Raw genomic sequence first — 11,461 nt, forward strand, 5'->3', positions numbered from 1 at the left:
TATCCCCTTGGTCGCTCAAATCGATCTTTGATTGACTCGTTTCGAGAGTGCTTCGGCGCTTTCCTTGCGCTCCGAATAGCGGTCTACCAAATACGTTTCCCGGCCCCGAACCATCAGCGTGAACTTCATCAGTTCCTCCATCACGTCCACAACACGGTCGTAGTAGGCGGATGGCTTCATACGCCCTGCGTCGTCGAACTCCAGAAAGGCTTTGGGTACTGACGACTGGTTTGGGATGGTGATCATCCGCATCCAGCGCCCGAGGATCCTAAGCTGGTTTACCGTGTTGAAGGACTGTGATCCACCGCAGACCTGCATGACGGCCAACGTCTTGCCCTGGCTGGGGCGGACAGCGCCCAACGTGAGAGGTATCCAGTCTATTTGGGCTTTGAATACAGCAGACATTGCACCGTGACGCTCTGGCGAACACCACACCTGTCCCTCTGACCACAGAACCAGATCCCGCAGCTCTTTAACCTTTGGATGGTCTTCCGGAGCGTCATCAGGGAGAGGCAGACCCGAGGGATCAAAGATGACGGTCTCGGCTCCCATTAGGGTCAGGATGCGCGCGGCCTCTTGGGTCAGCAGCCTGCTGAAAGAGCGCTCACGGGTTGAGCCATACAGCAACAAGATGCGTGGTTTGTGAGTCGGTTGCTCGTTGCCTTGCAGGCGATCCAGTGTGACGAAGTCGATTAGCGACTGATCCAGATTAGGTAGATCCAGGCTGCTTTCCGAGGAAAATTCGTCCATTACAGTTCACCTATTTGATCTAGCTCGCGCTTCAGTTCCTGCGGTGTGAGCGCCGAATGATCCAAGCTGAAGAATGCCTCGAAACGCTTTTTAATCTGGACGACGGTCGCGTCAAATGCGGCTTGGATGTCGCTGTCTGTGCCTTCTACATCGGAAGGGTCGGCGAGGCCCCAGTGGCTTTTGACAGCAGGCCCGAAATAGACCGGGCAGGGTTCGCCTCCAGCCTTATCACACACGGTGATCACCACATCCGGTGGTGAGTCCGAAAACACCTCTGAGCCTTTGCTGTAGAGATCTGTGGTGTCGATACCAAGCGCTTGCAACGTACTCACGGCGCGTGGATTCAGTTGTCCGCTTGGGAAGCTGCCCGAACTGACGGCGTTAAAACCGCTCGGGGCCAGGTGGTTGAACAACCCCTCCGAGAGAACGCTCCGGCAGCTGTTTGCCGTACACATAAATAGCACTTTCATGGGTTTCTCCTAGACAGGGATGCTCAGCCGCGACGCCAGTGCCACCAGCGTTACCAGCAAGATAGGGAGGGTGAGGATGCTGCCGACTTTGAAGTAGTAACCCCAGGTGATGCGGATATTTTTCTGCGCTAGCACATGCAGCCACAGCAACGTGGCCAGGCTTCCGATGGGCGTGATCTTGGGGCCAAGATCGCAACCGATGACGTTGGCGTAGATCATGGCCTCACGTACCAGTCCTGTAGCGTCGCTGCCCTGAATGGACAGAGCGCCGATAAGCACACTCGGCATGTTGTTCATGATCGAGGACAACAGCGCAGCGGTGATACCGGTGCCCAAGGTAGCGGCCCATAGGCCATGCTCGGCAAATATGTTCAGCAGCCCCGAGAGCGAGTCGGTTAGGCCAGCATTACGCAGGCCATAGACCACCAGATACATGCCCAGCGAAAACACGACAATTTGCCAGGGCGCGTCCTTGATGACCCTTCTCGTGGAGATGATTTGGCCTTTACCTGCGATGACCAGCAGGATCATTGCACACGCAGCAGCAACAGCGCTGATGGGGATACCTAACGGCTCCAGTGCGAACAGACCAACCAGCAGCAGGCCAAGTACCCACCAGCCAGCAATGAAGGTCGCCCGATCTCGAATCACCGACTCCGGGGCCTCAAGCTGATCCGCGTCGTACTGGGCGGGAATGTCCTTGCGATAGAACATCCAGAGCATGAACAGTGTCGCGGCCACGGCCACTAGGTTCACTGGCCACATGACAGAAGCGTATTCACCGAAACCCACGCCAAAAAAGTCTGCCGAAACGATGTTCACCAGGTTGGACACCACCATCGGCAGACTGGCGGTATCAGCGATGAAGCCTGCGGCCATCACGAATGCCAAGGTGGATGCCGGGCTGAAGCGAAGCGCCGTCAGCATCGCGATGACGATTGGGGTCAGAATCAGTGCGGCTCCATCATTGGCGAACAGTGCCGAAACGGCTGCACCGAGCAGGATCATCAGCGCAAACAGACGTCCGCCTTTGCCCCGACCCCAGCGAGCGACATGAAGCGCCGCCCATTTGAAGAATCCCGCTTCATCGAGCAACAAACTGATGATGATCACAGCAATGAAGGTCGCGGTAGCGTTCCAGACGATGTGCCACACAACCGGCACATCCCCTAGACTTACGGCGCCAGTCAGTAGTGCCAGAACGGCACCCGCTGCCGCGCTCCAGCCGACACCTAACCCCTTGGGTTGCCAGATAACAAAGACGAGCGTAACTACGAAAATCGATGCTGCGATGAGCATGAGTATGTTCCAGATCAGGATGTCAGCAGCAGGAGGCTTGGCGCACGGGTCTGTCTTCCATGGAAGCCAGCCGTCCTTGATGGTCGTTAACCCAGGACTGGTGTGCCTGCGTAGTGACGTTCAGAACATCCAGTGCCCACTGTTCAAGCTCGGGATGCAGCCGGTAGTAAACCCACTGACCCTGCCTCCGATCTGCGAGTAACCCGCAAGCACGCAGTTGGGCAAGATGCCTGGAGACCTTCGACTGGTTATCGTCCAGTGCCCAGATTAACTCGCACACGCACAACTCACCCTCAGCCGAAAGCATGAGCATGATCCGGGCGCGAGTTTCATCACCCAAGCACTTGAAGAATGTGTGTGGTGTAAGGCTCATAAGCAATCGCTCTGCATATGTGGATAATCGAATATGCAGATTTAACCACGTTCAGCCTGCTTGCACAAATGCCTGTGGCGGGAGTTAACGATGGGGATCAATGCTCACCGGTCGACCACAGGGTAACGACCAGGAGGGATTAACAATCGCCTCAGCACGCGGACGGAGATTTGATGTTCGAATGGATGTTCGCTGAACGCGATTTTGGATTCATTACTCTAGGCGTAATGGCAGGATAGCTGGTCAGGTCGAATGCAATTGAGTGGTCAGCGTGAATGCAAATGAATGCTCAGCGTGAATGGAAATGGGTGATCAGATACTAGGTAATTTTCCACCTCGGTCGCATCATCTTTGTATAGCCTATAAATACCTATAGACGTAGTTTTCTATTTCCTACTGCGCAGCTGGTACCAGCCTGTCACCGTTCCCCTATCATTACAGGGGGCCTCTCGGCACATGATCAGGCACGTCACCACGCTCTCGCTTCTAGCGTTAATCGCCAGTTGCACGACCCAAACGGCGCAGACACCCAAGCCCGCTTTCGACAGCAGTCGCAATCCGGACATGTTGACGCCAGACCTCTATCCTGGCGGCGCCGTTCCTGAAAAAGAACCAGTAGTGCGCTATGGCCGCTACACCCTCGTCAGCACGCTGCCAGATTCTGGCCAACGTGACCTGATGGCTCAGATTATCGACATCAGCATTCCAGCCAACATGCACCCAAATGTGCATGAGGCCATGCAGTACGTGGTGGACCGTTCAGGTTATACGCTTTGCTCGGCAGACTCTGGCCACGTCAACATCCTTTACACCCGACCACTCCCAGCAGCCCAATATAAACTTGGCCCTATGACCCTGCGTAACACCCTGCAGGTGCTCGCAGGTCCGGCCTGGCAGGTGAAGGTCGACGAGGTCAACCGTCAGGTGTGCTACGTCCTGCGCCCTGGCTACCAGCTCCCGGACTCTCCACGTCCTGCATCAACTCAGATTGCTCAACTCAACACATCGACAGCTGCACAGCCTATCGCAGCGAAGAGCAATAACAATGATGCGGGCAGCCAAGTAGTAGTCGCCGCCGTTCCCCAAACAGCGCCTTTCACAACAACGGCATCAGCCGCTACCCCTGTGGCGAACGCTGCACCAGCCAAAACCGTGGCCCCTCCTACGGTGATTACCAAGGATGGCTCTACAAAACAAACGTCTGCCTTGCCGACTCAGAGTCCGGCCTCGACTTCGTCCAGCAACCCAGATGCCAAGGCCGCTTCAACTCCGAAACTGGTCACCGCGCCGGCCGCAGTTTCTGCAGCGCCAAAGCCGGTTGCGACGGACATTGCAGCGCCGAAGCCGCTGGCCCAGACATGGACGGCTTCAACTGGCTCAACCCTTCGTCAAACCGTCGAAGGCTGGGCTGAAAAAGCGGGCTGGAAACTGATGTGGCAGGTCGATGATTTGGATTACTCAATTGACGCTCCACTTCGATTTGAGGGCAGTTTCCAAGAAGCCATTGGGTCGATTTTCCCACTCTACGACTCGGCTCCACGGTCCTTTCTGGTCGATGTGGTCGACAGTAACTCCTCACAGCGGCTGATTTTTATTACAGAGAGGAACAAATGATGACTGCTCGTCTCTGGATCAAAAGCACAGCCTTGTCACTTATCGTCGCACTGGTGAGTTCCTGTTCGCTGCAGCGTGTGAATGAATCGGCCAGCCGAGCTGAAAATGACGCTGCGACAGCCTCTCAATACAGCCGATTTCTGAGAAATCAGCAGCAAGAGTCCGCGCGCGCTACGGTGGTGTTCAGCGACAAACCATGGGTATCCAAAAAACCGCTGGTCGCCAAGCGTGGTTTACCGCTGACCATGGATTGCGACATCACCTATCGCCCCTCATATAACGTTGGGATCGCTGAGATCGCGCAGTACATCACTAGTGAATGTGGTGTACCGGTCATCGTAGCCCCTGACGCAATCGACCCAAGTGTCCTTTCCAGTTCGACGCAGGGCAACTCAGGACCTGCAGTTCCACCTGGTTTGGGCTCTGCCGACAACCTGACCAACTTCATGCCCGCCGGCGTCATCGGCAATGTTCCGAGCAACGCCCGCTCAATGAATTCGATTGGGCTGACTGCGCCCAACACATTCCCCATTAAGTACAGCGGCAAGCTGTCAGGGTTGTTGAATCAAGCGACCTCCCAGTTAGGCTTAGCGTGGAATTATTCCTCCGATGATCGAAGCGTGCATGTCACTTACTTCGACACCAAGACGTTCGACGTCTGGGCATTTGGTGATGACCAGGTCATTGAAAGCACAGTGAAGTCGGGCTTGCTGACTGCTACAGGCAGCGGGAGCAGTTCCGGTGGTGGTGGCGGCGGATCTTCGTCGACAGGTGCATCGGGTGAATCAGGCAGCAACCAGAGCACCACCGTTACCATCAAGACCTCGCTGATCGGAGACATTGAAAAAAACGTCAAGGCGATGCTGAGCCAACAGCCCCAAGGTCGGATGTTCCTCTCGCGTTCCACTGGCACCCTGACGGTAAGTGATCGACCAGAAGTACTCTCAAACGTTGCTAAATACCTGAATTCGATCAACAGCAGTATCACCCGTCAGGTGTTGTTCAACGTCAAAGTTTTCGAGGTAACTCTCACCGACACAGACCAGACCGGCCTGGACTGGACGGCTGTCTATACGTCCTTGAGCAACAAATGGGGCTTTTCGCTGAAGAATGCCACCACCGGCATAAGCACGGGCGCGGTGTCGGGCTCGTTGAGTATTTTGGACACGTCGAAGTCTCCTTGGGCTGGCTCCAACTTAATCATCAAAGCACTTTCCGAACAGGGCCGAATCTCGAACGTTCGCTCGCCGTCGGTCACCACGCTGAATCTGCAGCCGGCACCCATCCAGATCGGCAACGTAAAGAGCTATGTCGCATCAAGCTCGACAACCACCACGGCTTCCGTTGGATCGTCTACTTCGCTCACCCCCGCGACTATCACCAGCGGCTTCAACATGATGTTGCTCCCTCGAATCATCGACCAGGACAACATGTTGCTGATGATCACCCTGAGCATGAGTAGCAAACCGACCTTCACCACTTTTACGAGCAACGGCTCCAGTGTCCAGACAGCGGATTACGACACCAAGAACCTGTCGCCCAAGGTCAAATTGCGCAGCGGTCAAACCCTCGTACTGACTGGTTTTGAGGAGAACAGCGAAAACGCAACCAAGTCTGGCGTAGGTGATCCTGGATTCTTCGGTTTGGGCGGCAGCCGTATCCGCACCACAGGGCACAGCGTACTCGTAGTGCTGATTACTCCTGTTGTTGATAGCGAAACAGGCAGCCCCAGCGCGGTGATTTCACCTGCTGCCAACGAGCCTTGGGGCTCTTGCCATACCCCACTGCTGCATTGCACAGGTTCCAAGGGGTAAGCCATGGTTGCGGAAACCTCAAAAAATGCACGCTCTGCTCGAGTCCAGGTACTCCAGTATCGTGGAAAATCATTTGTCACCGGTCTGCGCTGGCATCCGCTGGGCAGTGTCACCGGGCACATGAAGGAAGCGCGCCAGTACGGTCGTGAGCACCACCTCGACATTGTCGCCATTAGAAGAACACCAGCCATTATTCAGGCAGGTTTTGTAGCGCGCAGCGAGGAGGTCACCAAAGGGATGTACTCGCTCGCGGCCACCCTGGCTGGACAGCTGGGGGACTCATGGATCGCGGCCTGGAAAACTGAGAGCGAGATTGACCAATATGCCCTCGTTGCTGTGTATCAAGGTGGCGTGATCTCTGGCTGCGACATGATCGGCACTGGTGCTGAGGTCCGCCGCCGAGTCGCGCAACAACGCAGTCGTGGGATCAACTTCGACAACGAGTACCTGCCCCCAGAGTTCGATATGGGCGGTCAACCACTGGACGTGGCAGAGCTACTTCAGCCGTCGCATCTAAAACGCGAGTACCGGCTACGGCCACTCGTCTTTGGGCTATCCAAACCAGAACTTGTGCAGCTGGCGGTTCTTGGCGCGCTGATCGCTGCCGGCATCATCGGGTGGGCTCAATGGCAGAGCCATCAGGACCAAATAGCCAAAGAGGCGGCTTTCCAGGCTGAACAGCAACGCCTGGCAGAGTTGGCCAGACTGCAAAAAGAATCCGGTATGGAACAGACGCCCCAAGCGCTTGAACACCCTTGGGCCAAACGTCCATCTGTTGCAGATTTCCTGGAGGGTTGCAGCAACGTCATTTATCAGTTGCCTCTGTCCATTCAGGGATGGCAGTTCACGAGTGCCGTCTGCGACGGCGCACAGGTTTTGTCCTCCTATAAGCGCTCGGGCAATAGCACGGCCGACAAACTGATACAGGCGACGCAGGGCCACTTTTCTGATCGGCCGGCCTTCTTTGACGAGGGCAACTCGGCCACGTTGAAATTCGACATCTCTCTACCCGCAGCCGGTGATGAGCCTCTAAAAGACGCCATCGTGATGTTGGCGAACCTGTCGTCTTGGCTGCACAGCTTCACTCAAACCCCAGTGCTGAAAGAAGTGCCGGTCGTTGTGCCCATTCAACCAGCGATACCGGGCCAACCTGCGCCACCGCCGCCCCCACCGCCTCAATGGAAGCAATTCGAGCTGAGCTATGCCACTGGCATTACGCCGCTGGACTCATTATCCGGCGCACCCAGTCAGGGCTTACGGCTGCGCGAAATCACAACCAAATATGAGACCGGCCACCTTGTCTGGTCAGTAATAGGTGACCTATATGCGAAATAAAGCGCTGTGCTTTTTGTGCTCCATCCTTGCGTTAGGGGCACCATCGAGCTGGGCAGATGAGAACACCCTATCTGGGGTGAACGTCGGCGAGCTGGCCCAGATTCAAAGCCAGACGATCTTGTTGAATGCCAAAGCCGAGAAGGCCAAGGCCGAAAGATCGATCAAGGGCGAAGACCAAAGTGCGACGACGCAGCCGTCAACTGTGTTTTTTTCTCAAGGAAACCTCACACAGCCGGCTGCAGCCTCGGCGCACAGCAGTGATACACAGTCTGACTTGCCTGTCGTGAAAGCGGTATTCGGCTCAGCAAAACGGCTGCGTGCGACTCTGCTCTACAGCAGCGGATTTGAAGTAGACGCAGATGCCTCATCTCGGGAGTTACCCGGTGGCTATCGCATGGCCATCCTCTCCGTCGAAAACGTGACCCTCGAGCGTGGCGGTAAGCGCTACCCCCTCGGCTTTTCCAGTACGCCCCCGGCCAGCTTGAGCAACGTTAACAATTCAGCCCCCAGCATTACCCCATCAGCACCTATGCCGCCTGGGCTGATCCCTGGCCAACGTTGATTGAGAAGTTCGATGACGATCCTGACTGAAAAACCAGATGTCATAGAGCCTGACAGTGATGAGTCTGCTGCAGTCCTACTGACGTCGCACCAAACACTGCTGACGGCCCCTGGTGGACCGTTTGAGCTGAAACCCGAGCTGCGTCAACTATGTGCGTTGACCAGCGATGGGATTTTGTATGTGTCAGCCCAACACCAAACGGATGCCTATGTCATGGCATTCGAGGACCAGCTGGAACACGAAAATCACCACTTTGAGGTCAAGGTCTGCTCGATGAGCACAATCAAGGCACTCTACCGCGCCAATGATGATGCAAATGGTAAAGCACTATCGGCGACTGAGACGAAGCGCCAGGCCCAGGTGGTGCAGCTTTTAGGAGAAGCCCACCGGCGCAATGCCAGCGACGTCCACTTTGTCGTAGGTCACGATATCACTCGAATCTTCTTTCGCATCCACGGGCTCTTGTGGGAGGCAGAGCAGCACCAGAGCCAGGTGGGCATGGAGCTCTGCTCGTCCCTCTACAACAGCATGTGCGATGTCGCGAAAGACCACTACCAGCCGCAGGTGAGCCAGGACGCCAGGGTAAAACGCGCCTATGTCGACCAACTCGGTTTGTTCGGTGCCCGAGTCGCCACTCGGCCGCTCGTAGATGGCCCTCTGATGGTTTTGCGTCTGCTGTATGACGACAAAACCAAAATGACGCTTAGTGATCTCGGTTTCCTGACGCAGCAAATTGATGCATTCAGCCGCATCCGCAGCTTGCCTTATGGGGTGAACCTGATCACTGGACCCACCGGTTCCGGCAAATCGAAGTCGCTGCAGGTAAACCTGAACCTCTTGCACGAAGAGTGCGGTGGAACAAAACACATTCTGACGATGGAAGATCCACCTGAATATCCACTTCTCGCCAATCAGTCACCGCTGGGCGCCGGTGAAACCTGGAATGACGGTATCACCAATTCCATGCGACTCGACCCTGACATTCTCATGTATGGGGAGATCCGGGACCTTGCATCAGCACAAGCGGCTTTCCGCGGCGGTATGACTGGTCACCTGGTGCTGACGACACTGCACACCAACAACGCTGTAGCAGCTCTTCAACGACTGATCGACATGGGTGTAGACCGACACCTGGTTACTGATCCTGCACTGATGACAAGCGTGGTCAATCAATCCCTTTTGCCCGTGCTGTGTTCCCACTGCCGCGTCCCCGCACGCGAGCATCTCGGGCAGCTCAACAGTGCGCTGGTGCAGCGCTTGCGCGATTTGGAAGCGATTGATGAGACCTACCTCAAAGGACCGGGATGCCCGCATTGCAAAGGCTTGGGCATCACCGGTCGCACGGTGGTTGCGGAAACTTTGCTCACCGACCTTGAGTTCATGCGCGTTTTCAATGGGCAGGGTGCAAGTGCGGCACGTCGCCACTGGGTCAAGGAAATGGGCGGTATTACCAAGACCGCACACACGATCATCAAACTGAAACAAGGATTAGTAGACCCCCGCCACGCCGAAATGACGGTGGGGCCGTTGGACTTTGACCGGCAAATCCTGGAGCTCGCTCATGCTGAGTGACGTCAGAGCGATGCTGAATCGTTGGGCAGAGACCTTCTATGCCAAGCAGTTTGGCAAAAACGAAAGAATCCAGTTCTACGAGAGCCTGATGGGCATCCTTGAGGATGGTGTGTCGCTTGAGGACGCACTGCACACGGTGGCCAGAGCATTCAGCGATAACGGGCAGAAGCTCCATCCAGTGTCCCTTGCCTGCAGGGATATCGCGCAATCGGTAAAAGGTGGGAAATCGCTGAGCATTTCCTGCGAAGGCTGGGTTCCCTATGACGAGAACTCTTTGATCGCTTCCGGGGAAGACACCGGCAACCTGGTGCAGGCATTTCGGGACTGCGTGAGGATCATCGAAGTACGTCAGCGGATCAGCAAACTCGTAGCGTCCGCCACCGTTTTCCCCTCCGTGGTGTGGAGCGTCATGGCGGCGTTGCTGTATGTGATTGCAGTGTGGATGGTGCCCTCCATGACACGACGCTCCAACCCCGAGGCGTGGACCGGCGTGCCGGCCTTCCTCTATGCCCTATCGAATTTCGTGACCCACTACGGGCTAGTGACGCTGATAGCTGTAATCGTCTTCATCCTCATATCGATCATCACTCTACCCGTGTTTTGCGGCCTTCAGATTACGGCCGCCAGCCCTTCGTGGAAGCTGCAGTTGAACAAGCTGCTCCAGGTCCTGCGAGTCCGAGCAGAGAGGCTCCCGCCTTGGTCAGTCTACAAGGCGCTCCACGGATCGATCTTTCTGCTCAACATGGCTGTGATGCTGCGCTCCGGCATCAACCAACTAGATGCGCTGACCTCTCTTCAACGCAATGCCTCTCCATGGTTGAAAGAGCGCCTGAGCGCCATTCATTACGGAGTGAGCGCCGGCAAAAACTTCGGTACCGCATTGAAGCTTGCGGGTCATCAATTCCCAGACCCCATGGCGATGCATTTTCTGGAAGTGCTCGCCACCCGCAAAGGCTTCGCTGAGTCGATGGAACGGTTTTCCAACCGGTGGCTGGAGCAAACGCTTCAGCGCGTCGAAGCCATCGCCAAATCTCTTATCGGCATGTCCTCCATGGCCATGGGGGTCATGATGATTCTGGTAGTGATCGGGATCTTCCAGTTGGCCGGCAATGTGACTGCAACGCTTTAAATCAAACCTAAATGAGGTACTGGAAATGCCAACAAACACTCCAAACAACCAACGCGGATTTCTCTCCCTAGACGGGATGTTCTGGTTGATGCTGATCGCGGTGGCACTTGGTTTCATCGTGTTCATGGGCTACAGAACGTTCGGCAGCTCGGACGTCACTATTGAACAGAGCAATCTCGGCACGTTGCTGAGCAATACCAAACGACTGAAAAGCACCACGGGTTACGCCACGGCAGGCACCAACTTAGCGCCTTCTTTGATCAACCTCGAGGCAACTGGCGGCATGAGCATCAACGGTAATGCCCTGTCCAACCGCTGGAACGGCGCAGTGACCGTGATGAGCAACGGCATGACCTTCACCATCACAGAATCCAACCTTCCGAAAAATGCCTGCATCACCCTTGCCTCGAACATGGCCAAGGACAAACAGACAACTACGGCGATCAACGGCGGCACTGCAATTGCCGGCGAAATCACTGCGGTGGCAGCTGCGACCAGCTGCTCCTCGGACGCCAATACCATCGCTTGGACTTCGTACTAAGG

Annotated in this window: 11 protein-coding genes; 7 read left to right on the forward strand and 4 right to left on the reverse strand. The window is 55.8% G+C overall.

Translation table 11 applies throughout. The features are described 5' to 3' along the window. Nucleotides 1–15: 15 nt before the first annotated feature. The 4 genes from arsH to FXO12_RS13950 are packed head-to-tail and all read right to left on the reverse strand — an operon-like array spanning nt 16 to nt 2,892. Nucleotides 16–750: an arsenical resistance protein ArsH gene (gene arsH, locus FXO12_RS13935; RefSeq protein WP_008437348.1), complete on the reverse strand. Its 735-nt coding sequence runs from the start codon at nt 748–750 to the stop codon at nt 16–18. Then, nucleotides 750–1,220, reverse strand: coding sequence for an arsenate reductase ArsC (locus tag FXO12_RS13940; RefSeq protein WP_008437349.1), 471 nt, complete (start codon nt 1,218–1,220; stop codon nt 750–752). Before FXO12_RS13940 ends, arsH begins: the two co-directional genes overlap by 1 nt. A gap of 9 nt (nt 1,221–1,229) precedes the next feature. Next, complete coding sequence (locus FXO12_RS13945) at nt 1,230–2,519, reverse strand: arsenic transporter (RefSeq protein WP_008437350.1); 1,290 nt, start codon at nt 2,517–2,519, stop codon at nt 1,230–1,232. Nucleotides 2,520–2,541: 22 nt separating this feature from the next. After that, complete coding sequence (locus tag FXO12_RS13950; protein ID WP_008437351.1) at nt 2,542–2,892, reverse strand: metalloregulator ArsR/SmtB family transcription factor; 351 nt, start codon at nt 2,890–2,892, stop codon at nt 2,542–2,544. Nucleotides 2,893–3,348: 456 nt separating this feature from the next. Between FXO12_RS13950 and FXO12_RS13955 the strand changes: the two genes are divergently transcribed. From FXO12_RS13955 to FXO12_RS13985, 7 genes are read left to right on the forward strand one after another with little or no spacing between them, the layout of a single operon-like run. Further along, nucleotides 3,349–4,506: a TcpQ domain-containing protein gene (locus FXO12_RS13955; protein WP_008437352.1), complete on the forward strand. Its 1,158-nt coding sequence runs from the start codon at nt 3,349–3,351 to the stop codon at nt 4,504–4,506. Next, nucleotides 4,506–6,320, forward strand: coding sequence for a PilN family type IVB pilus formation outer membrane protein (locus tag FXO12_RS13960; RefSeq protein ID WP_032899626.1), 1,815 nt, complete (start codon nt 4,506–4,508; stop codon nt 6,318–6,320). Before FXO12_RS13955 ends, FXO12_RS13960 begins: the two co-directional genes overlap by 1 nt. A 3-nt stretch (nt 6,321–6,323) precedes the next feature. Further along, complete coding sequence (gene pilO2 / locus FXO12_RS13965) at nt 6,324–7,655, forward strand: type 4b pilus protein PilO2 (RefSeq protein WP_008437354.1); 1,332 nt, start codon at nt 6,324–6,326, stop codon at nt 7,653–7,655. Continuing rightward, complete coding sequence (gene pilP, locus FXO12_RS13970) at nt 7,645–8,217, forward strand: type IV pilus biogenesis protein PilP (RefSeq protein ID WP_008437355.1); 573 nt, start codon at nt 7,645–7,647, stop codon at nt 8,215–8,217. Before pilO2 ends, pilP begins: the two co-directional genes overlap by 11 nt. Nucleotides 8,218–8,229: 12 nt before the next feature. Next, a complete protein-coding gene (locus FXO12_RS13975; RefSeq protein WP_008437356.1) occupies nt 8,230–9,789 on the forward strand; it encodes a GspE/PulE family protein in 1,560 nt (519 codons plus the stop codon). Beyond that, the gene (locus FXO12_RS13980; RefSeq protein WP_008437357.1) at nt 9,779–10,918 is read left to right on the forward strand and encodes a type II secretion system F family protein; all 1,140 of its coding nucleotides are present in this window, start codon (nt 9,779–9,781) and stop codon (nt 10,916–10,918) included. Before FXO12_RS13975 ends, FXO12_RS13980 begins: the two co-directional genes overlap by 11 nt. 25 nt (nt 10,919–10,943) lie before the next feature. Beyond that, complete coding sequence (locus FXO12_RS13985) at nt 10,944–11,459, forward strand: type 4 pilus major pilin (RefSeq protein WP_173667485.1); 516 nt, start codon at nt 10,944–10,946, stop codon at nt 11,457–11,459. Nucleotides 11,460–11,461 lie beyond the last annotated feature (2 nt).

Source organism: Pseudomonas sp. J380, from assembly GCF_009827115.1.
Lineage (GTDB): Bacteria > Pseudomonadota > Gammaproteobacteria > Pseudomonadales > Pseudomonadaceae > Aquipseudomonas > Aquipseudomonas paracarnis.

What these genes read in the sequence shown, in the direction of transcription:
- FXO12_RS13940 (WP_008437349.1), bottom strand. Translation starts at nt 1,220, where the DNA reads ATGAAAGTGCTATTTATGTGTACGGCAAACAGCTGCCGGAGCGTTCTC.
- FXO12_RS13945 (WP_008437350.1), bottom strand. Translation starts at nt 2,519, where the DNA reads ATGCTCATCGCAGCATCGATTTTCGTAGTTACGCTCGTCTTTGTTATC.
- arsH (WP_008437348.1), bottom strand. Translation starts at nt 750, where the DNA reads ATGGACGAATTTTCCTCGGAAAGCAGCCTGGATCTACCTAATCTGGAT.
- FXO12_RS13985 (WP_173667485.1), top strand. Translation starts at nt 10,944, where the DNA reads ATGCCAACAAACACTCCAAACAACCAACGCGGATTTCTCTCCCTAGAC.
- pilO2 (WP_008437354.1), top strand. Translation starts at nt 6,324, where the DNA reads ATGGTTGCGGAAACCTCAAAAAATGCACGCTCTGCTCGAGTCCAGGTA.
- FXO12_RS13960 (WP_032899626.1), top strand. Translation starts at nt 4,506, where the DNA reads ATGACTGCTCGTCTCTGGATCAAAAGCACAGCCTTGTCACTTATCGTC.
- pilP (WP_008437355.1), top strand. Translation starts at nt 7,645, where the DNA reads ATGCGAAATAAAGCGCTGTGCTTTTTGTGCTCCATCCTTGCGTTAGGG.
- FXO12_RS13980 (WP_008437357.1), top strand. Translation starts at nt 9,779, where the DNA reads ATGCTGAGTGACGTCAGAGCGATGCTGAATCGTTGGGCAGAGACCTTC.
- FXO12_RS13955 (WP_008437352.1), top strand. Translation starts at nt 3,349, where the DNA reads ATGATCAGGCACGTCACCACGCTCTCGCTTCTAGCGTTAATCGCCAGT.
- FXO12_RS13950 (WP_008437351.1), bottom strand. Translation starts at nt 2,892, where the DNA reads ATGAGCCTTACACCACACACATTCTTCAAGTGCTTGGGTGATGAAACT.
- FXO12_RS13975 (WP_008437356.1), top strand. Translation starts at nt 8,230, where the DNA reads ATGACGATCCTGACTGAAAAACCAGATGTCATAGAGCCTGACAGTGAT.